We start from the raw sequence: 19,736 nt of genomic DNA, 5'->3' as shown, positions 1-19,736 counted from the left end.
GGCCGGCGCCGCCGGGGCCCGCCTCGGCACGCGCTTCGTCGCGACCCCGGAGTCCGGCGCGCACCAGAGCTACAAGGACGCGATCGTGGCCGAGAGCGAGACGGTCCTGACCGACGCCTTCAAGACCGGCTGGCCCGACGAGGTGACGCGCTCCCGCGTGCTGCGCCGCTGCTACGAACGCGCCGCCGCGGCGCCCGAGGACGCCGTCGTCGCGCGGATGGCCATCGGGCCCGACACCGTGGAGGTGCCGAGGTTCGGGGTCCCGGCGCCCGCCGCCACGGCCTCGGGCGACGTCACGGCGATGGCCATGTACGCCGGCGAGTCCGCCGCCCTCATCACCGGCATCGAACCCGCCGACCGGATCGTCACCCGGATCGCGCGGCAGGCGGAGGAGCTCCTGCGGTCGGCGGCGCCGGGTTGACAGACCCGTTTCGGTGAAGGCTGGTGGGAAGTCAACCTGATGATCTAGGGTGCCGGGAAAAGTCCACATCGCCGTCCCCGGAGGACCGATGACGGAACAGAGCCCGGCCCCCGGCGCCATCGACGTCACCAGGCCCAACGTCGCCCGCATGTACGACTACTACCTGGGCGGCAAGGACAACTTCGCGGTCGACCGCGAGGCGGCGGAACGGGTGCTGGAGGCCGCCCCGCACACCCCGGCGCTCGCGCGGCAGAACCGGGCGTTCCTGGAACGCGCCGTGCGGTACCTGGGGGAGCGGGGCGTCGACCAGTTCCTCGACATCGGCGCGGGCCTGCCCACCCGGCGCAACGTGCACGAGGTGGTGCGGGACGCGGTCCCCGGCGGGCGCGTCGTCTACGTCGACAACGATCCGGTCGTGCTCTCGCACGGCCGGGCGCTGCTCGACGGAGCCGGGGACGCGGGGTACGTGGCGGGTGACGTGCGGCGGCCCGCCGACCTGCTGGCGGAGGCCGGGCTGAACCTGTCCCGGCCGGTCGGGCTGCTGCTGCTGGCGGTGCTGCACTGCGTCCCCGACGAGGAGGACCCGTGGGCGGCGGTGCGGGAGCTGCGCGACGCCCTCGCCCCCGGCAGCCATCTGGTGCTGTCGCACATCACCGACGCCGAGCTGTCCGCCTCGGCCCGCGCGGGCGCGGACGTGTACCGGAAGGCCAGCAGCACGATGACGTTGCGGGACCGCGACGCCATCACCCGGTTCTTCGACGGGTTCACGATGGTGGAGCCGGGCGTCGTCCCGCTCCCCGACTGGCGTCCCGTCGGGGCCGCCCGCGTGGACCTGCCCACCTGGTTCCTGTGCGGAGTCGGCCGCAAGGACTAAGTGAGCAGGCGGGCGGGTCGCTTGTCGGCGTGGGTCGGCCCGAACGAGCGCAGCGCGACCGGCGCGTCCACGACGTCCTCCACGCACGTGAACGGCTCGTACACCGGGCGCGCGGTGAGCAGGCGCCCGGCCAGCGCCGCCTGGTGGTCCAGGTCGCCGGGGGCCAGGCGGGTCACGTGCTCGCCGCCGACGTCGTAGGCGCGGCACACCCGCAGGTCGTCGCGGGCCTCGGCCACGTCCAGGTGCGTGACGGCCAGCGCGTCCACGCCGCCGGTCACCTCCAGCGCGTACCGCAGCGCGACCGCGTCCAGGTGGCCGACGCGGAACACGCCCTGCCAGGGGCCGGTCCCGTTGTGCGGGTCCGGCAGGTCGGCCGTCAGCGCCGGGTCCTCGGTGACGAACGGGCCCGGACCGTGCCGCGTCGCGTACGTCCGCACCACGCCCAGGCGCGCCGCCTCGGCGCCCGCCTCCGACAGCAGGGTCTCGGCGTTGGCGAACGTGGTGGTCGACCAGGTCGTGTACGGGTGGAACCCGTGCCACTCGTCCAGCAGCACGCCCTGCGCGCCCTCGAACACCACGTTCCCGGAGCGCAGCAGCGTCCGCAGGTGCTCGCCGCCGACGACGCGGACCCGTCCGCCGAACGCCGCGAACGCGTCCGCGCAGTCCGCCACGTCGGGCACCGGCTCGCCGCCGGGGAACTCGGCCAGGTACCAGTCCCGCACGGCCGCCAGGCGCCGGCGCAGGCGGGCGGGGGACAGGCAGTCGCCCGCGCGCGGCGCGTCGGCGTGCGACAGCGCGTAGGCGGCGGTCTCCCCGACGCCCATCCCGCACGACCCGTGCCGGGCCGCGCCCCGGGCGGTCTCGCGCGCCCGGTTCGCGGCCCGGTGGTAGGGCGTGGTGAGCAGCGCGTCGCGGTCCACCGTCAGCCGGTCCAGCGCGTCGGCGACGCCGAGCGACCGCAGGTGGTCGGCCTCGGCGGCCAGCGCCAGCGGGTCCACCAGCACGAACCGCGACAGGTGCGTGCGCACCCCCGGCGTGAACGTCCCCGACCCGAACTGCGCGAACGTGTGGTGCCGCCCGTCGGGCAGCACGACGTTGTGCGCCGCCTGCGCGCCGCCGTTGAACCGCACCACCGCGTGCACCGGCTCCGGCCCCCGCGCGCAGAGCCAGTCCACGACGGTCCCCTTGCCCGCGTCGCCGAACCCGAGATCGACCACGACCACGTTGCCCACGGCGGTCACCGCCCCCCTCAGAGCCTCGTCGAGCGCGCCGGGCCGGCGGTCAGGTCCAGCGGGGCGTCGGCCGTCGCCGCCGGGGCGCGGGAGGCGTCCAGCCGGGCCAGCGCCCGCGACACCGACGCCCCCGCCGTGGAGCCGGCCTCGTCCAGGTGCGCCAGGCCCTCGGCCAGGTCGATGGCCTCCTCCGCCAGGCCGATCGTGAGCGCGATCGTCTCGCAGACCGCGTCCAGGTCGTCCAGGTACAGCACGTTCTGGCCGAGCAGCCCCTGCCAGAACTCCTTCAGCCGCCGGTCGCCGGAGTGGTAACCGCCCTCGGGGATGATGAAGTACACCTCGAAGCGCTCCCGCAGCTCCCGCACGATCTCGGCGACCGGGACGTCCTCGGGGATCTCCTCGCCGAGGACGCGGGCGACCTCGGCGCGCTTGACCTTCGGGTAGGCCAGCTCGTCACCGATCATGAACAGGTAGCCGCGCCGCCCCCGCCGCTCGTGGCAGTCGATCGCGGTGTGCCGGGCCATGAAGTACATGCCGAGCTCGTAGGACTCGGTCATCTGGCCGCCGCCCCCGCCCTCCAGGTACAGCTTCCCGAGGTCGTCGTCCATCCGGTTGTCGGCCTCGAACTGCCCGACCTGGAGCGGCGCGCGGTCGCAGGTGGCGTCGCCGATCGCGCCGAACATGATGTGCGGGTGCTCGACGTAGCCCTTGCGCAGCAGCAGGCCCAGCAGGTCGGGCAGCTTGGTCTGGAGCACGCGCGGGACGGTGCCCATCGAGCCGGTCACGTCGAACAGCACCGCGACGGCCAGCGACCGGGGATGGTCGTCGGAGTCGCGGCTCTCGCGGACCTTCACGCCGCGCGGGTCGAGGTCGGGGTGGACGGCGGTGGCGCCGGAGTCGCTGTAGGCGAACGCGCTGGCGCCGGTGGCGCGGCGGTAGCTCGCCCGGGCGGTGTAGACGTCGGTGGACCAGTGTCCGCTTCCCATGGGGGTCTCCTCTCGGGAGGGTCGGAAGTTCGGGTCTCAGGGGGTCGGGGGCAGGTGGAACGGGCGGAACCGGCGCGGGCCGTAGAGCCGTTCGAGGACCTCGTCGAGCTCGCCCAGCAGCCGCCAGGCGTCGCCGGGCCGCCGCCGCTGGGACGGCAGCAGGCAGCCGCGCGCGAACGAGCGCAGCGCCTTCGGGGCCCCGTCGCCCATCAGGTCGGTCATGCAGCGGGTGGCCATGAACACGTCGGTGGCGGGGGACGCCGGTTCCCGCGCCGGGACCTCGGGCGGGTAGTGGTCGGCGTACCGGTCCACCAGCGCGGGCACCCGGCCGCTGGGGTCGGCGTGCGCGTAGCAGCCGGGCACCGAGTAGCACCAGTCCACCAGCACCAGGCCGTGCTTCCCGGGATGGATCAGGACGTGCTCGGGCAGCACCGCGCCGTGCAGGACGCCCGCGCGGTGCGCGAAGCCCAGGCCGACCAGCAGCCGCCGCCACATCCACGCCGCGTCGCGCGGGTCCAGGCCGTCCGGGTAGGCGGCCTTCACCTCGGCGAGGCTGTGGAAACCCTCCAACGCGCCGATCACGTTGGCGTGCCGCCGCGCCCCGGTGGCGGGGTCGCGGTGCCGGAACGACTCCAGCAGGCGCGGGACGTACGCCAGGTACCTCCCGTCGCCGTCCCGAGGGAGTTGCCGCAGCGCGACGGCCTCGCGTTCCAGCAGGTCGCCGTCGTGCGGATCGCGCGGAATCTTGATCATCACGGTGTCGTCCCGGGCGTCGCGCGCCCGGAACAGGTCGGCCAGGTCGCCCGTGACGCGCCGGTCGTCCAGCCAGTAGGGGCCGCGCCGGGTGGTGATCGTGACGGGGTCGGTGCGGTTGTAGGACCGCCACAGCGCCGTCAGCCGCGCGAACGCGTCGTTCGTGCGCCCGCCCGTGGCGTCGGGGTGCACCAGCCGCGCCAGCCGCCGGTAGGCCCGCGCGGCCTCGGCCGCGTCGGTCCCGAACAGGTCGGCCGGGGTGCGGGCCCGGTCGAGCCGGGCCAGCGCCTCCTCCAGGGCCGCCGGGTCGCCGGGGGTCACCGGACCTCCTCCTCCCGGCTCGGCCGCAGCAGCGCCGGGTGCAGCAGCCGCGCGTCGCCCGCCCGGTAGAGCCGGGGGCGCGGCCCGCCGCGCCGCCCGGTGCGTTCGGCGGTGGTCCCGGTGCTCTCCACGAACCCGGGGACCGACAGGACCTTGCGGTGGAAGTTGCCCGCGTGCAGCTCCTCGCCCCACACCGCCTCGTAGACGGCGCGCAGCTCGGGGATCGTGAACTCGGGCGCGCAGAACGCCGTGGCCAGCGGCGTGTACTCCAGCTTCGCCCGGGCCCGCTCCAGCCCGTCGGCCAGGATCCGGGAATGGTCGAACGCCAGCCGGCGCGTCGTCCCCGGCCGCTGCTCGCCGGTCCCGGTCAGCCCGAGGGACCCGACCGGGACCCAGGCCGCCTCGGCCGCGTCGCCGCCCGCCTCCGGGTCCGGCAGCTCCGGCGCGAACGCCAGGTACGCCACCGAGATCACCCGCATCCGGGGGTCGCGGCCCGGCGCGCCGTAGGTGGCGAGCTGCTCCAGGTGGACGCGGTCCAGGGGGCCGTTTCCGCCGGTCGGGCCGGCGCTCAGCCCGGTCTCCTCGGCCAGCTCGCGGACGGCGGCCTCCGGCAGGTCCTCGGCGTCGCGGACGCCGCGCACGAACCCGCCCGGCAGCGCCCACATCCCGGCGAACGGCGGGTGCGCGCGCCGCACCAGCAGCACGTGCAGGACCTCGTCGCGGATGGTCAGCGCCACCACGTCGACCGTGACGGACACGGGGTCGTAGTCGCGCGGGTCGTAGTCGGCCAGGAACTCCCGCTCGTCGCGCCGGTCGCCGGTCATCGCCGTCCTTCTCAGTCTGAGTCAATCTCTATCTGAGAAGAACATAGCCCGTGCCGGTCCCGGCGTCCAGCGGGTTTCCGGGTGATTTGTGAAAGCCCTGATGGATCCCCTAGTCTCCGCCGAGGTTAGGTACGCCTAACTTCCCCCACGAGACCGTACGGCGAGGACATGACACAGAAACGGCGGACGGGCGGCCGGGTCCGGCGGGTCGCCGTGCCGGCCGGGTCGGCGGGCGCGCTGGCCCTGGCCGTGCTGGCGAGCCTGGCGGTCGGCAGCCGCGGCATCGCCCCCGACCGGGTGCTGGCGGCCCTGCTGGACCCCGGCGCGGTCGCCCCCGGCGCGAGCGGCGACGTGGAGATCGTGCGGTCGATGCGGGTGCCGCGCACCGTCACCGGCCTCGCCGTCGGCGCGGGCCTGGCCGTCGCGGGCGTGCTCATGCAGGCCCTCACCCGCAACCCCCTGGCCGACCCGCGCATCATGGGCGTCACCTCCGGCGCGTCGCTGGGCGTCGTCGCCGCGATCACCCTGTTCGGGCTGACCACCCTGCCCGCCTACGTGTGGTTCGGCGTCGTCGGCGCGGCGCTGGCGGGCGCGCTGGTCTACGCCCTGTCGGCCCGCACCCGCGACGGCGCGTCCCCGGTCACCCTCGCGCTCGCCGGAACGGCCCTGGACGCCTCCCTCACCGGCGTCGTCGTCGGGGTGCTCACCGTCAACGCCCAGACCTTCGACCAGTACCGGTTCTGGGCGGTCGGCTCGCTGGCCGGGCGGCCGCCCGAGGTCGCGCTGTGGGTGCTGCCGTTCGTCGCCGCCGGGCTGGCGGTCGCCTTCGGCGTCGCGCGCGGCCTGGACGCCCTGGCGCTCGGCGACGACATGGCGCGCGGCCTGGGCCGTGACGTCGGGCGCACTCGCCTGCTGGCCGCGGTCGCCGCCGTGCTGCTCACCGGCGCGGCCGTCGCCGCCGCCGGGCCGATCGGGTTCGTCGGGCTGGCGGTGCCGCACCTGGCCCGCGCCCTGACCGGGACCGACCACCGCCGGGTGCTGGTCGTGTCGCTGCTGCTCGGCCCCGCGCTGCTGCTGGCCGCCGACGTGCTCGGCCGCCTGATCACCCCGCCCGCCGAGGTCCGCGCCGGGGTCGTCACCGCGCTGCTCGGCGCGCCGTTCCTGATCCTGCTGGTCCGCCGCGCCCGGACGGTGACCGCGTGAGGGCCGCCCACCCGGCCTCCGGGCACCTGGTCGTCGGCGCCGGGCCGGTGGCGTTCGTCGTGCGCCGCCGCGCCCTGGCCGCCGGCTCCCTGCTGGCCCTGCTGACCGCCGCCGCCGCGCTGCTGTCGCTGGGGATCGGCAGCACCTTCATCCCGCCCGCCGACGTGGTGGGCGCCCTGGCCGGGGACGGCCCGTTCGGCGTCGTCGTGCGGGACCTGCGGCTGCCGCGCGTCATCCTCGCGCTGGCGGTCGGGGCGACGTTCGGGCTGGCGGGCGCGCTCCTCCAGGCCGTCAGCCGCAACCCCCTGGCCAGCCCCGACGTGGTCGGCGTCAGCGCGGGCGCGGCGCTGGCCGCCACCGCCGCCATGACCGCCGGGCTCGGCGCCGCCTGGATCGGCCCCACCGCCCTGGCCGGGGGCCTCGGCGCGGCCCTGGCCGTGCTGGCGCTGTCGGGGCGGCACGGCCTGACCGCGCACCGTTTCGTCCTCGGCGGCATCGCCGTCGCCCTCGCCCTGAAGGCCCTCACCGAGGTCTTCATCGTCTCCGCCGAACCCATCGAGGGCCAGCGCGCCCGGATCTGGCTGGCCGGGAGCCTGGCCGGGCTCGGCCACCGCGAGACCCTCACCCTGCTGGCCGCGGCCGCCGCGCTGGCGCCCGTGCTGGTCTGGGCGGGCCGCGCCATGGACACCTCCGCCCTCGACGACGACGTCGCGCGCGGCCTCGGCGTGCGGGTCACCGGCCGCCGCGCCCTGCTGGCCCTGGCCGGCGTGGTGCTGGCGGCGCTGGCCACCTCCCAGGCCGGAGCGGTCGACTTCGTCGCGCTGGCCGCCCCGCAGCTCGCCCGCCGCCTGCTGCGCGCCGAGCGGCCCCCGCTGGCCGCCGCCGCGCTGGCGGGCGCGCTGCTCACCGTCGTCGCCGACCTGGTCGCGCGGACCGCGTTCGCGCCCGTCCAGCTCCCGGTCGGCGTGCTCACCGCCGCGCTCGGCGGCCCCTACCTGCTGTGGCTGCTCGTCCGGAGGAAGACCCCATGACCACCGACCCGCCGTCCCCGACCTCCCCGGCCCCCGAGGGGACCGCCCGCCCCGCCGTCCGGCTCGGCGCCGAGCGGCTGCGCGTCGGGTACGGCGACCGGACCGTGATCGACGGCCTGGACCTGGAGCTGCCCGGCGGCGCGTTCACCGTGATCATCGGGCCGAACGCGTGCGGCAAGTCCACCCTGCTGCGCACCCTGGCCCGGCTGCTGCGACCGCGCGGCGGGGCCGCGCTGATCGACGGCGCCGACGTCCACGCCCAGCCCACCCGCGAGCTGGCCCGCCGCCTCGGCGTGCTGCCGCAGAGCCCGGTCACCCCCGAGGGCGTGACGGTCGCCGACCTGGTCGCCCGGGGCCGCCAGCCGCACCAGCGCTGGTTCCGCCAGTGGAGCGCCGCCGACACCGCCGCCGTCGAACGCGCCCTCGCCCGCACCGGCCTGTCCGACCTGCGCGACCGCCCCGTGGACGCGCTGTCGGGCGGCCAGCGGCAGCGCGTCTGGATCGCGATGACCCTCGCCCAGGACACCGACGCGCTGTTGCTCGACGAACCCACCACCTACCTCGACCTGGCCCACCAGATCGAGGTCCTGGACCTGCTGCGACGGCTCAACCGGGACTCCGGCCGGACCGTCGTGGCCGTGCTGCACGACCTCAACCAGGCGTGCCGCTACGCCGACCACCTCGTCGTCATGAAGGACGGCCGCGCCGTCGCGCGGGGGACGCCCGCCGACGTCATGAGCGCCGACCTGCTGGCCGAGGTGTTCGGCCTGGGCGGCGTGGTCGTGCCCTGCCCGGTCACGGGCGCCCCGATGATCGTGCCGGACCCGCCGGCCTGACCTCCGAGAACAACGAAGGAACACACAGTGAAGCTGCACCGGATCGGCCGGCGGATCACCACCGGGATCGCCGCCGTCACCGCGGCGGGCCTGGCCCTGACCGCCTGCGGCGGCGGTGGCGACCCCGCCGACCAGGGCCCCAAGCGCACCGTCCGGCACGCCATGGGCGAGGCCAGGGTGCCCGAGACCCCCAAGCGCGTCGTGGTCCTGGACACCGACAAGCTCGACACCATGCTCACCCTGGGCATGACCCCGGTCGGCGCGGCCCTGCCCGACCAGGCCGCCGGGATGCCCGGGTACCTGGGCGCAGGGTTCGCCAAGGCCAAGAGCGTCGGCACCCTCCAGGAGCCGGACGTCGAGGCGATCGCCGCCCTCAAGCCCGACCTGATCCTGGGGTCGAGGTTCCGCCAGGAGAAGTTCTACAACGAGCTGTCCAAGGTCGCGCCCACGGTGTTCACCGAGAGGATCGGCGTCACCTGGAAGCAGAACTTCCTGCTGGACGCCGAGGCCCTGGGCAGAAAGGCCGAGGGCGAGGCGAAGCTCAAGGCCTACGAGGAGCGGGCCCGGCAGCTCGGGACCAGGCTCGGCGACCCCGCCGCGATGAAGATCAGCCTGATCCGGTTCATGCCCGACGAGATCCGCCAGTACGGGCCCGACTCGTTCGCCGGGATCGTCCTGAAGGACACCGGTCTCGGCCGTCCCGAGGGCCAGCTGCTGAAGGACAAGGCCGACAAGCGGTTCGCGCCGCTCAGCCCCGAGCGCGTCGACCAGGCCGACGGCGACTTCGTGTTCGTCGCCGCCTACGGGGAGAAGGCCGCCCAGGAGCAGGCCAAGGTCACCGGCGGCCCGCTCTGGCAGAAGCTGACGGCCGTCAGGGACAAGCACGCCCAGGTCGTGGACGACGAGATCTGGATGACCGGCATCGGCGTCACCGCCGCCGGGAAGATCCTCGACGACCTGGACAGGTACCTGACGCCGCTGGCGAAGAAGTAGCCCGCCGCGCACGCCGCCCGAACGGCGAAGGCGCCGCCCCGGACTCCGGGCGCGGCGCCTTCGCCGTTCGGGCCGGCGGGACCGGATCAGCGCCGGTGGCGGCCCTCCGGGTGGGGCGGCTCGTCGTTCCACCGCGCCTCGTCGGGGTGCCTGCGGCCCTGCTCCCGGTACGGGTCGGGCCGCGCGTGCGGGCCCTGCCCCCGGTACGGGTCCTGTCCCTGGTAGGGGCCCTGCTGCCGGTACGGCCTCTGCTCCTGGTACGGGTCCCGCTCCTGGTGGGGCTCCCGGGGCTGGAACGGGTCCCGCGGCGGCAGCACCCGGTACGGGTCGTGCGGATACGGAGACTCGGGGGCGGACCGTACACCGCTGGAGTACGGACCGCCCGGGGAGGGCCCCGGCTCCCGGGGAACCGGGGGCTCGGGGTCCAGCCGGTAGCCGCCGGTCACCTGGCGCGGGGCCGGTTCCACCGGCGCGCCGTACGGTTGGGGGGAACCGTACGGGCCCGGGGACAGGTGCGGGTCCGCGTACGGCTCGGCGAAGGGGTTCCCCGCCCGGCGCCGCCCGCCCGACGACCGCACGGCCTGCTCGTAGGCGCCGCTGCCGGGCGGCGGGGCCTCGTAGGGCAGCGGCGCGCCCGGCGGCTGGTCCAGCAGCATCCGCAGGTGGCTGCGGCGGTGGCCGTAGGCGAAGTACAGCGCCAGCCCGATCGCCATCCAGACCAGGAAGTAGACCCAGGTCTCGACCTTCAGGTTCAGCATCAGCCACACGGTCGCCACGATCGCCAGGGTCCCGGTCAGCGTCGCGGCCGGAACGCGGAACGGCCGGTGCAGGTCGGGACGGCTGCGGCGCATCGCGATCATCGCCGCCGACACGAACCCGAACGCGAACAGCGTCCCGATCACCACGAGCTGTTCGAGGGTGAGCACGTCCACGGTCTGCGACATCACGACCGCCGCGCCGCCCGCGACCAGGGTGGCGCGCGAGGGGACGCGGTAGCGGCTCATCCCGGCGACGCCGCGCGGCAGCAGCCCGTCGCGGGCCATCGAGAACACCACGCGGGTCAGGCTGATCAGCACCACCAGGATCACGGTGGTCAGCGCGATGACGATGCCGACGTCGACGACCTTGTTCATCGACTGCGCGCCGACGACGTCGAACGCCGCGGTCAGCGGCGGCTTGGCCGGGTCGAGCTGGTCGTAGCGGACCATGCCCACCAGCGCGACCGCGACGGCGACGTACAGCACGATCGACACGAGCATGCTGAGCAGCATCCCGCGCGGGACCTTGCGTGGCGCGTCGTCGGTCTCCTCCGAGGCGGTGGAGATCAGGTCGAAGCCGATGTAGGCGAACACGATCGCCGGGGTGGCGGCGAACACGCCCCAGATGCCGAACGCCTGCGGCGACCCGTCGCCGAGGAACCCGAACAGCGCGTCCAGCATCGTCGGGTCGTCGGTGCCCGCGGGCCGCGACGGCGGCACGAACGGGGTGAGGTTGTCGGCGTTGAAGAACTTCAGCCCGGTCGCCACGGCCAGCCCGACCACGATCAGCTTGGCCAGCACCATGAACCAGAGGGTGCGCAGGCTCATCCGGCCGCCGGTCGCCAGCATGACGATCAGCAGCACCAGGATGCCGAGGGCGAACAGGTCGAAGCCCTTGGGCTGCCCGATGATCCCGGCCAGCCAGTCCGGCACCGGCACCGAGAAGTCGGCGAGCACCTGCGCCGCGTACAGCGACCAGGCGCGGGCGACGACCGAGGCGGCCAGCAGCAGCTCCAGGATGAGCGCCCAGCCGACCACCCAGGCCCAGACCTCGCCGAAGGCGACGTAGCTGAAGGAGTAGGCGCTGCCCGCCACCGGGACGATCGACGACATCTCGGCGTAGGCGAGGGCGGCCAGCAGGCACACGGCCCCGGCCACCAGCAGCGAGACGATGACGGCGGGCCCGGCGTTGCTGGCGGCCTGCTGACCGGCCACCTTGAACACGCCCGCACCGATCATGACGCCGAGACCCAGCACGATGAGGTCGCGGGTGCGGTAGACGACGCGCAGCCGATGGCGGCCGCCGTAGAGCTGTCCGGTCGCCTGCTCCACCGGCAGGCGCCGCAGCATGGTGTTACGCATGCGGATGTCCCCAGGTCATAGGAGTTCCCCCAGGCCTGAACCCGCGCCGCTGTTCGCGAGAAGTGGCTCTTGAAGTTCTTAAGCGTTCCCCATGAAAGGGTAAAATCGCAATGTTTTCTGGCATTTTGCTTCCGGGTTGTTGTGATCGCTGGAGCCCGTGCGGTCGCGATGGCACAGTGAGCGCATGGAACGGCCCCCCACCCCCGTCACCCTGCTGGACGTGCGCGTCACCGAGCGCGACGACGGCTCGGCGCTGTACTTCTACCGGCTGCACCGTTCCGGCCGGCTGGAGCACGACTGCTCGGTGGAGGTCTCCCAGCCCCGCGTCGGGAGCCTCAGCGAACGGCTCGCCGCCGCGCGGCGCGACGAGACCCCCGAGGAACGGCTGACCGAGCACGCCCACGCGCTGTACCGCGCCCTGTTCCCCTACCCGCCCGGCCGCGAGCCCGACCTGCTGGCCCGGCTGCGGACCTCCCCGGAACCGGTGCTGGTGCGCACCAACGAGACCGTCGTGCCCTGGGAGCTCCTCCATGACGGGACGGGGTTCCTGCCGCTGACCCGCGACCTGGAGCGGTTCCCCGACGGGCGGCTGCTCGGCGACCAGCTCCCGGTGCCCGACGCGGCCGTGCGGGAGATGCTGGACCGGGCGTTCGACCTGGCGGCGGGGCGGAGGCTGGTGACCTCCTCGCACCTGCTGCTGAGCCTGGTCACCGCCGACGGGCTGCGGCCGGCGCTGGCCGGCCGGGTCGGCGCGGACCGCCTGGAGAGGATCGCCGACCGGCTGCGGCGGACCGCCGACCGCGCCTCCGCGCACGGGACCGGCGACCCGATCATGTCCGACACCGTGCTGCGGGTGATGTCGGCCGCCGAGCGCCGGGCCGCCGAGCGGGGCCGGATCGACATCGGGCTGCAGGACGTCGCCGAGGCGTTCGCGCGGATCGACGGCGGGACCGCCGCCCGCGCCGTGGCCGACTGCGGCGTGACGCCCTGGCGGCTGCTGTCGGCCGAGGAGGAGCCGTCGCTCGACCGGCTCGACGACGGCGTCCGCGCGGCCCTGCGCGTGGCGCACCTGCTGGCGCGGGCGCAGGGCCACCGGGTCGTCGCCAGCTACGACCTGCTGCTCGGCTTCGCCCTCACCGACGGGCCCGCGCTGCGCGCCGCGCTCGCCGCGCAGGGCGGACCGGGCGAGGCGGCGCTGGAGGCGCTGACCTCCGGCCTCGACCCGCACCCCGGCGAGCTGTCCGAACGCACCCTGGGCGCGGTCCGCCGCGCCGCCGACGAGGAGGGGGTGCTGCGCGCCCTGCTCTCCGACGAGGAGTCCGCCGCCCACGCGCTGCTCAGCCAGCTCGGCGTGGACGTGCGGGCCCTCATCCGGGATCTCGACCGGCGGGATCCCGCTCGGCGGGACCGGGACCGTCGGGACCCGGACCGGCGGAACCCCGATCGCCGGCCTCCCGATCCGGGGAGCCGTCGAGGAGGCTGAGGCCGCGCCCGGCGAGCGCGTCGCCGGGCCGGCGCTCCCGGACCGCCTCCCACTGGCGGCGCGCCTCCCGCCGGTCGCCGAGCCGCAGCGCCGCCAGCGCCAGCGCGTTGCGCGCCTCCACGTCGGCGGGGAACCACGCCACCACGGCGGCGAACCGGTCGCGGGCCGCCGCGTCCCGGCCCTCCCGCGCCGCCGCCAGCCCCTCGTTGAACAGCCGCGCCGCGTGCGCGGTCACCCGGACGTGACCGCGCACCGGCGTCCCGCACCCGGCGCAGTCCTCGGCGTCGGGCGGGTTGCCGGCGCCGCAGCGGGGCAGCGGGCACCGCACCGGGGCGTCCCCGCCCACCGGCCCGCCCGCCGGGTCGGTCACCGGCCCCGCCACTCGTCGGCCCCGGGGGTGTCCTCGACCCGCTTGCCGCCGCCCGCCGGGCCGGTGGAACGGCCGGTGAGCAGGTTCTTCAGCTGCGCCAGCCGGTGGTGCAGCCCGGCCGCCGAGTCCGCCACGCCGCGCGGGTCCTGCTCGATCCGCGTGCCCAGGTCGTGGAAGCGGCCCTCGATCTGCGCGGCCTCGGCGTACAGGTCGCTCCGCCCCGCGCCGGACGCCAGCCGCTTGACCTCGGCGACCTCCCGCAGCCCGATCCCGACCGACGCGGCCGCGCGCTGCACGTCGCCGCCCTCGGACTGGGGCTGCGCCCGCCGGTAGACCGTGGCCATGTGGTCCAGGTAGCTCTGCAACTGCCGGATCACCTCGCCCCAGGCCCGCTGGTCGGAGGCGCGGTGGGCGGCCTCGCCCTGGGCACGCTGCGCCTCGATCGCCCGCGCCATCTCCCGCGCGTCGTAGGGCCGGTCGAGCTGGGCGGAGTTGCGGTCCAGCCAGGTGTTGAGCTCCACGCAGTCGGCGACCATCTGGTCGAACTCGCCCCGGGGCGGCTCCAGCGCCTCGGCGGGCGTCCCGGCCTGCCCCAGCAGCTCCTCCAGCTGCTCGAACTCGTGCACCGCCTGGTCGCGGTCCCCGATCGACAGCGCCTCCGCCAGCGCCTTGCGGGCCATCCGCCGCTTGATGTCGAAGGTGGCGCGGTCACCGGGCGGCAGGAACGCCGCCGCCTCCTCCAGCCCGCGGTCCAGCTCGGCGATCTCGGCGTCGGTCGGCACCGGCCGCTCCGGCGGCAGCTCCACCGCCGCCTCGAACCCGGTCTCGCCGATCGCGCCGCGCACCGTGATGAACGAGTGCCGGTCCATGCTCAGGCTGAACCGCACCGGGGTGCCGCGCGGGGTGGCGCCCGGCACCGGCACCTTGATCACCTGGATCTGCTTGCTCTGCTGGTACAGCGGGAACAGCACCAGCTCGGTGTCGCCGGGATGCTGGAAGGTGAACTCGGCGACCGTCGGCAGCTCCTGCATCGCGGGCACCAGCTCGCGCCGGTAGGCCCGGCCGCCGCGTTCGACCTCCAGCAGCACGGCCTTGGTGGAGATGGCGGTGTTGGCGGGGCCGGGCAGCCGCCGTTCGGCGTCGTCGCTGTGCCGGATGGGACGCCCGACGGTCGCCACGTGCTCGTCGTCGGCGTCCAGGATCTCGAACGAGAAGTGCGACTCCGCCCCCGGCTCCAGCGGCACGCGGGTGAACGCGAACGCGCCCGACGCCTTGATGTCGGCCTCGTCCTGGTCGCCGTCGGGGGTGTTGAGCAGCACCCGCCCGCCCGCCAGGTCCGCGCCGCCCAGGGACTCCACCGTCCCGCCGATGTGGGTGCGGGTCGCGCCGGTCGCCGACGCGCCCCGGAACGACACCCGTACGCGCCGGTCGCCGTCGTAGACCTGCACGCCGCCGACCACGGCCGCGCGGATCGCCGCGCCCAGCGCCACGATCGTGTCGACCTTGTCGTACAGCGGCTCGTCGCAGCGCGCCCCCGCGCACAGCCGCTCGGCGACGGTCTCGCGGACCAGCGGCATGTGCGTGGAGCCGCCCGCCAGGATGACCTGGTCGATGTCGGCGAGCGACACCCCGGCCTTGGCGCGGGCGCGGTCCAGCGCCTCGTGGCAGTAGGGGATGGTGCGGTCGATCAGCGGGCGGGCCACCTCGTCCAGGTCGGTCCGCTCGAACATCGCCTCGATGATCACGGGGTTGCCGAGCTTGTCGCGCAGCCGCCCGGCGTCGCGCAGCATGTACTCGCTGGACTGCGACAGGCCCTTCTTGACGCCCTCGGCCAGCAGCTTGAGCTGGCTGAACCGCAGCCGGTCCTCCGGGTCGCCCGCCGGGTCCAGGTCCAGGGCGTAGCCCTCGTGCGCCAGCATCTCCTGGAGGCGGCGGGCCAGGGCGGTGTCGATGTCGTCGCCGCCCAGGCGGTTGTTGCCGCTGATGCCCAGCACCTCGTACACCCCGGCGCTGGCCCGCACCACGCTGACGTCGAACGTGCCGCCGCCCAGGTCGTACACCAGGAACGTGCCGTCGCGGGTCTTGGTCTGCCAGCAGAAGTAGCAGGCCGCGGCGGTCGGCTCGTGCAGCAGGTCCAGGACCTCCAGCCCGGCCAGCTCGGCGGCGCGGCGGGTCGCGTCGATCTGCGGCTGGTCGAAGTAGGCGGGCACGGTGACCATCGCGCGGTCCACCACCCAGGTCGTGTCGGCGGTGGCCAGCCCGGCGACGTCCTCCTCGATCTGCCGTTTCATCTCGGCGAGGATCGCCGCCGACACCTCCTCGGGCCGCATCGGCCGCCCCGACAGGTCCACGGTCGCGGTGCCGCCCATCAGCCGCTTGACCGACCGCACCGGCTCGGGCGGGTTGCCGACCCGCAGGACCGCCTTGCGCCCGACGACCAGATCGCCGCCGACCGGGTCGCGCCACACGCAGCTGGGGGTGGTCGGCGACTTGGACACCCGGTCCCGGTGAATGACGATCTCGGTGTCGGTGGGGTCCATCACGGCGACCGCGCTGTTGGTGGTGCCGAGGTCGATCCCGACCGCCTTGCTCACGGTCTGCGTCATCGCTATCGCTGCTCCTCGTCGGGGGGTTCGTTCGGGGGCGGGGCGCCCATGGTGACCTGGCCGGGCCGCACGACCGTGCCGCGGTGCAGCACGACGACCTCGTGGGTCTCGGCGACGACCGGGGCGGGGTACTCGGGCGCGTGCCGCCAGCCGATCACCTCGACCCGGTCGGCGACCTCCGCCAGCGGCAGCCCGACCGGGTCCTGCACGGTCACGCCGCCGCCGCGCAGCGCCTCCAGCATCTGGTCCTTCAGGACCCGCAGCTCCTTGTGGACCAGGCCGAGCCCGGCCTCGCGCAGCGCGTCGGCACGGCGTTCCAGCGCGGCGGCGAACTGCGCGACCAGCACACCCTGCTCGACGGCCACCACGAGCGCGTCGCTGGCGGCGTCCCGGGCCCGCCCGCGCTCGGCGCCCAGATCGTCCCGGTAGCGCCGCAGCACGGCCCGCAGCTCCTTGACGGGCGACTCGAAGTCGCCGTCCCCGGGCACGGAACGCTCGGCGAACGCCTCCCACCCGTACGGCTCCGCCACGGAGGGGCGCTCATCCGAAGAGGACATCGGTCACCTCCAGCGGCGGGTCGCCGGGACCCGGGGGGACGGGGGCGGCGCGGACCCCCTCGGCCAGGTCCACCGGCGGGGGCTCCAGCAGGCCGTCCAGCACCAGGCCGAGGATCGCGGCCAGGTCGAAGTCGGCGGTGCGCAGCTCCTCGGCGGCCCGCTTGAGCGCCTTGGTGTTGGCGGGGCGGCGGCGGTGGCGGCGCGCGAAGTCCTCCCACTCCTCGTCGCGGTAGGCCGCGCCGGGCACCTCCAGCAGCTCGTGGACGCGCCGGGTCTCGGGGGAGCCGAGCAGCTCGCGGACGGCCCAGCCGCACAGGGCGCGCCGTTCCTCGGTGTCGGCGAGGTCGGACAGCTCCCGGCCGCGCGCCACGACCGTGTCGCGGTCGGCGTCCGGGGAGAGCCCGAGAACGTGGAAGGGGTTGGGTCTGGCCTCGTTCTTCACGTGATGCCCGCCACTCGTTTGATGTCGTCGAGGTTGCCGCGCGCCGCCGAGTTGCCGGGATCGAGGTCGATCGCCTCGTGCAGCAGGGCCACCGCCTCGTAGGCGGCGATGGGGAGCCGCCCGGGGGCGCTGCCGGGGGCCATGGCCGCCTCGACCTGGTTGACGGCCCAGGCGTTCAGCACGCCCGACAGCGACCGGGCGACGAACGCGCGGTCGTCGGCGGAGTCGGCCAGGGCGAGGGCCTGGCGCAGGTCGGTCACGGCCGGTTCCAGGGACATTCCGCGCACCGACCCGCGGTCGGAGGCCCCGATCACCGTGTTGGCGTACGCCATGCCGCGGCCGAGGTGCGCCTCCAGGCGCAGCTTCCGCGCGGTCGCGTGGAACCGCGACGCGGGCGGGATCGCCTCCAGGTCGCGCAGCACCCGGTCGTAGTGCTGGGACTCCAGGTTGCGGCGGGCGTCGCGCAGCACGCCGAAGGTGCCCTCCTCGGCGGCGTAGCCGGTCATGTCGCGGATGAACGCCGTCACGTTCGGGTCGGCGGGCGCGATCCGGCGCGCCGCCTCGCCCTCGGCGAGCGCGGCGGCGAACCGGCCCTGCCCGGCCAGGGCGTCGCCGTGCCGCAGGCGGCTCTGCACCAGCAGCTCGGCGGCGTTGTCGTTGTCGCGGTTCCAGCGCAGCGCCTCCTCGTAGGCGGCGATGCAGTCGGGGTCGCCGTCGGCGACGACGCCGCGGAACAGGTGGTGGATCGACAGCGCGCGGTTCTCCGGCAGGTGGCCCCGGTCGGGGACGCAGTGCGGGGCGAGCCGGTCGGCGAACTCGCGGGCCGACTCCAGCACCCGCCGCAGCCCGTCCGCGTCCTTGCGGGAGTACAGGCAGTAGCACCAGTCGTTGTGCCAGCCCAGCCCGGTGGACAGCAGGCCGGGCTCCGGGACGTCGAGGCGCGCGAGCGGGGCCAGCGTGGCGATGGCGTTCTCGTAGTCCTCGGGGATCCCTTCGGGGAGCCGGGCGATGGCCTCGGGGTCGGTGAGCCGGGACCGCGCCCTGTCGACCAGGTCGGCGCACCAGCGGTCGAGCGCGGCGGACGCCTGGCGTCGCGGGCCGGTCGTGTCGGCGGTGACGGCGGCCGGGACGCCGAGGTCGTTCAGCAGCGCGGCGAGGGCGGCCGGGCCGGAACGGCAGGCCTCCAGGCAGCGCAGGTGCAGCCGGGCCGCGTCGGAACGGCCCGCCGCGAGGGCGTGCGCGCCCTGCGCGGCGTGCAGCCCGACGAGCTCGCCGGTGATCTGGTCGCGGGCGGCGGCGTGCTCGGCGGGGACGGGCAGCAGCGCCCACAGGCCGGTGGCGACGGCCAGGTCCTCGCCGACCTCGCCGCTCCGGGCGATCTCGGCCAGGGCGCGTTCGCGGTACAGCACGGCCAGGTCGTGCAGGAGGGGGACGTCGGCGGCGCGTGCGGCCAGGCAGCGCCGCCACCGGCGGGTGATCGCGGGGCGGTCGTGGTCGAGCAGCGCTTCGCGCAGCGCGGGCTCGGCCTCGACGACGGCCTCCAGCGGGCGGTGGCGTCCGGCGCGTTCGGGCTCGTCGGCGGGGTGGCGGGGGAACAGGTGCTCCAGCAGCCGTTCCACGCACATGTGGAGTTCCAGCCCGTGCGCCAGTTCCTCGATGAGCCGCCCGGAGGGCGCCTTGGCCATCAGTCCTCCCACCGTGCGCGCAGCGAACCCGTGGTGGCCAGCGACCGCATCTCCTCGAAGTGGACCAGGGCCTTGGCGACCTGCCCGCTCGCGGCGGCCTGCCGGTAACGCAGGTCGGCGCGGTTCCACTCGGCGGTCAGGATCCTCCGCCGCGCGGCGGAGGAGGCGGCGAGCCGCTCCTCGTACACGCGGCGGATCTCGGCGACCTCGTCCTCGTCGGGCAGGAACTGGCTCGGTTCCTGGCCGTCGAGGATCCTGGCGGCCCCGCGCAGCAGCCGCGCCGCCTCCAGGGCGCCGCCGTCGCGGTGGGCGACGACCGCGCGGTGGCACAGGTAGCCGCCGTACTCCTCGCGGACGGCCGGGTCGTCGGTGCCGCGCAGCGCCGCCCGCCACGCCTTGTCGGCGGTCTGGTGGTCGCCGACGGCGGTGGCGCAGCGGGCCAGCGTGAGCGGGTCGAACCCGTCGTCGGCGGCGGCCCGCCGGACCAGCGCCGACAGTTCGCGGGGGCGCGCGCCGCCGCCCTGGCCGGGCGCCGCGCACAGGGCGGGCAGCGCGCGGCCGAGGTCGACGAGCCGGGTGACGTCGTAGTGGGGCAGGGCGCGCAGCAGCAGCGTCCGGCACCGCTGCGGGTCGGTCCCGGCCAGCGCCGCCGCCTGCGCCGTGGCGAGCAGCGCGGTCAGCGGCGCGGGAAGGCCCTCGGGGGGTTCGGCGTCATCGGGCTCCCCGGCGAGCGCGGCGGCCAGCAGGTCGCGGATCGGCTGCTCGACGGGCCCGGCGGCGGGGGCGTCGCGGAGCGCGGTGAGGGCCGCGCCCCGGTCGCCGGCGGTGAGGGCCCGGCGCGCGGCGGTCAGCGCGCCGGGGAACCCCGCGCCGCGGACGAGGCCGTTCAGGCGGTGGATCTCGGGGTGGTCGTGGGCGGCGGCGAGCCCGGCGAGCAGGTCGGCGAACGGGCCCCGCTCGTGCTCGGCGGCGCGCAGGCAGGCACCGGCGAGCGCGGCG

The 19,736-nt window shown here is 75.5% G+C and carries 18 protein-coding genes; 7 read left to right on the top strand and 11 right to left on the bottom strand.

Annotated elements, in window-relative coordinates; all coding sequences use genetic code 11:
* The coding region (locus AKI01S_RS42835) for a nitronate monooxygenase (protein ID WP_174567470.1) at nt 1–421 on the top strand (421 nt) is incomplete at its 5' end.
* Between the two features lie 88 nt (nt 422–509).
* The gene (locus AKI01S_RS42830) at nt 510–1,295 is read left to right on the top strand and encodes an SAM-dependent methyltransferase (RefSeq protein ID WP_067831669.1); all 786 of its coding nucleotides are present in this window, start codon (nt 510–512) and stop codon (nt 1,293–1,295) included.
* On the opposite strand, the gene AKI01S_RS42825 is transcribed toward AKI01S_RS42830, so the two are convergent.
* Genes AKI01S_RS42825 through AKI01S_RS42810 form a run of 4 tightly spaced genes read right to left on the bottom strand, consistent with a single transcriptional unit; the run spans nt 1,292 to nt 5,411 of the window.
* A complete protein-coding gene (locus AKI01S_RS42825; protein WP_245682019.1) occupies nt 1,292–2,536 on the bottom strand; it encodes an adenylosuccinate synthetase in 1,245 nt (414 codons plus the stop codon). The two genes, AKI01S_RS42830 and AKI01S_RS42825, sit on opposite strands and share 4 nt — an antisense overlap.
* Nucleotides 2,537–2,544: 8 nt before the next feature.
* A complete protein-coding gene (locus AKI01S_RS42820) occupies nt 2,545–3,513 on the bottom strand; it encodes a hypothetical protein (protein ID WP_067831667.1) in 969 nt (322 codons plus the stop codon).
* 36 nt (nt 3,514–3,549) lie between these two features.
* Nucleotides 3,550–4,587, bottom strand: a complete 1,038-nt coding sequence (locus tag AKI01S_RS42815) for a serine/threonine-protein kinase (RefSeq protein ID WP_067831666.1) — start codon at nt 4,585–4,587, stop codon at nt 3,550–3,552.
* Nucleotides 4,584–5,411 carry an NUDIX hydrolase gene (locus tag AKI01S_RS42810; RefSeq protein ID WP_067831664.1) on the bottom strand — a complete coding sequence of 276 codons (828 nt, stop codon included), beginning with the start codon at nt 5,409–5,411 and terminating at the stop codon, nt 4,584–4,586. Before AKI01S_RS42810 ends, AKI01S_RS42815 begins: the two co-directional genes overlap by 4 nt.
* Nucleotides 5,412–5,579: 168 nt before the next feature.
* On the opposite strand from AKI01S_RS42810, the gene AKI01S_RS42805 reads away from it, so the two are divergent.
* The 4 genes from AKI01S_RS42805 to AKI01S_RS42790 are packed head-to-tail and all read left to right on the top strand — an operon-like array spanning nt 5,580 to nt 9,474.
* On the top strand, nt 5,580–6,614 hold the full coding sequence (locus tag AKI01S_RS42805) for a FecCD family ABC transporter permease (protein WP_067831663.1): 1,035 nt from the start codon (nt 5,580–5,582) through the stop codon (nt 6,612–6,614).
* On the top strand, nt 6,611–7,645 hold the full coding sequence (locus tag AKI01S_RS42800) for a FecCD family ABC transporter permease (RefSeq protein ID WP_218010037.1): 1,035 nt from the start codon (nt 6,611–6,613) through the stop codon (nt 7,643–7,645). The genes AKI01S_RS42805 and AKI01S_RS42800 overlap by 4 nt, the downstream gene beginning before the upstream one ends.
* Nucleotides 7,642–8,481, top strand: coding sequence for an ABC transporter ATP-binding protein (locus tag AKI01S_RS42795; protein WP_084000803.1), 840 nt, complete (start codon nt 7,642–7,644; stop codon nt 8,479–8,481). Before AKI01S_RS42800 ends, AKI01S_RS42795 begins: the two co-directional genes overlap by 4 nt.
* Before the next feature lie 27 nt (nt 8,482–8,508).
* Nucleotides 8,509–9,474: an ABC transporter substrate-binding protein gene (locus tag AKI01S_RS42790; RefSeq protein WP_245682018.1), complete on the top strand. Its 966-nt coding sequence runs from the start codon at nt 8,509–8,511 to the stop codon at nt 9,472–9,474.
* 86 nt (nt 9,475–9,560) lie between these two features.
* Here AKI01S_RS42790 and AKI01S_RS42785 read toward each other — a convergent pair whose 3' ends face one another.
* Nucleotides 9,561–11,594 carry an amino acid permease gene (locus tag AKI01S_RS42785; RefSeq protein ID WP_067831661.1) on the bottom strand — a complete coding sequence of 678 codons (2,034 nt, stop codon included), beginning with the start codon at nt 11,592–11,594 and terminating at the stop codon, nt 9,561–9,563.
* 184 nt (nt 11,595–11,778) lie between these two features.
* Here AKI01S_RS42785 and AKI01S_RS42780 point away from each other — a divergent pair, with 184 nt between their 5' ends.
* Complete coding sequence (locus tag AKI01S_RS42780; RefSeq protein WP_067831659.1) at nt 11,779–13,077, top strand: Clp protease N-terminal domain-containing protein; 1,299 nt, start codon at nt 11,779–11,781, stop codon at nt 13,075–13,077.
* Here the strand turns inward: AKI01S_RS42780 and AKI01S_RS51380 are convergent.
* From AKI01S_RS51380 to AKI01S_RS52165, 6 genes are all read right to left on the bottom strand, one after another.
* A complete protein-coding gene (locus AKI01S_RS51380; RefSeq protein ID WP_157420556.1) occupies nt 12,962–13,447 on the bottom strand; it encodes a hypothetical protein in 486 nt (161 codons plus the stop codon). The genes AKI01S_RS42780 and AKI01S_RS51380 overlap by 116 nt on opposite strands.
* Nucleotides 13,444–16,053, bottom strand: a complete 2,610-nt coding sequence (locus AKI01S_RS51375; RefSeq protein ID WP_067831658.1) for an Hsp70 family protein — start codon at nt 16,051–16,053, stop codon at nt 13,444–13,446. Before AKI01S_RS51375 ends, AKI01S_RS51380 begins: the two co-directional genes overlap by 4 nt.
* Before the next feature lie 2 nt (nt 16,054–16,055).
* The gene (locus AKI01S_RS42770) at nt 16,056–16,610 is read right to left on the bottom strand and encodes a hypothetical protein (protein ID WP_157420555.1); all 555 of its coding nucleotides are present in this window, start codon (nt 16,608–16,610) and stop codon (nt 16,056–16,058) included.
* Entirely contained in the window at nt 16,594–17,052 is a 459-nt protein-coding gene (locus AKI01S_RS42765) for a hypothetical protein (protein ID WP_067831656.1), read from the bottom strand. The genes AKI01S_RS42770 and AKI01S_RS42765 overlap by 17 nt, the downstream gene beginning before the upstream one ends.
* Nucleotides 17,049–18,737: a protein kinase family protein gene (locus tag AKI01S_RS42760; RefSeq protein WP_067831655.1), complete on the bottom strand. Its 1,689-nt coding sequence runs from the start codon at nt 18,735–18,737 to the stop codon at nt 17,049–17,051. The genes AKI01S_RS42765 and AKI01S_RS42760 overlap by 4 nt, the downstream gene beginning before the upstream one ends.
* On the bottom strand, nt 18,737–19,736 hold a 1,000-nt coding region (locus AKI01S_RS52165), incomplete at its 5' end, for a hypothetical protein (RefSeq protein ID WP_218010036.1). The genes AKI01S_RS42760 and AKI01S_RS52165, both read right to left, overlap by 1 nt.

Source organism: Actinomadura kijaniata NBRC 14229 (genome assembly GCF_001552175.1).
In the GTDB taxonomy this organism is placed as follows: domain Bacteria; phylum Actinomycetota; class Actinomycetes; order Streptosporangiales; family Streptosporangiaceae; genus Spirillospora; species Spirillospora kijaniata.
This window is presented reverse-complemented; position numbering and strand designations above follow the sequence as displayed.

Coding starts and splice junctions, on each gene's coding strand:
- AKI01S_RS42820 (WP_067831667.1), bottom strand. CDS start 3,513: ATGGGAAGCGGACACTGGTCCACCGACGTCTACACCGCCCGGGCGAGC.
- AKI01S_RS42770 (WP_157420555.1), bottom strand. CDS start 16,610: ATGTCCTCTTCGGATGAGCGCCCCTCCGTGGCGGAGCCGTACGGGTGG.
- AKI01S_RS42780 (WP_067831659.1), top strand. CDS start 11,779: ATGGAACGGCCCCCCACCCCCGTCACCCTGCTGGACGTGCGCGTCACC.
- AKI01S_RS42830 (WP_067831669.1), top strand. CDS start 510: ATGACGGAACAGAGCCCGGCCCCCGGCGCCATCGACGTCACCAGGCCC.
- AKI01S_RS51375 (WP_067831658.1), bottom strand. CDS start 16,053: ATGACGCAGACCGTGAGCAAGGCGGTCGGGATCGACCTCGGCACCACC.
- AKI01S_RS42805 (WP_067831663.1), top strand. CDS start 5,580: ATGACACAGAAACGGCGGACGGGCGGCCGGGTCCGGCGGGTCGCCGTG.
- AKI01S_RS42785 (WP_067831661.1), bottom strand. CDS start 11,594: ATGCGTAACACCATGCTGCGGCGCCTGCCGGTGGAGCAGGCGACCGGA.
- AKI01S_RS42795 (WP_084000803.1), top strand. CDS start 7,642: ATGACCACCGACCCGCCGTCCCCGACCTCCCCGGCCCCCGAGGGGACC.
- AKI01S_RS42760 (WP_067831655.1), bottom strand. CDS start 18,737: ATGGCCAAGGCGCCCTCCGGGCGGCTCATCGAGGAACTGGCGCACGGG.
- AKI01S_RS42810 (WP_067831664.1), bottom strand. CDS start 5,411: ATGACCGGCGACCGGCGCGACGAGCGGGAGTTCCTGGCCGACTACGAC.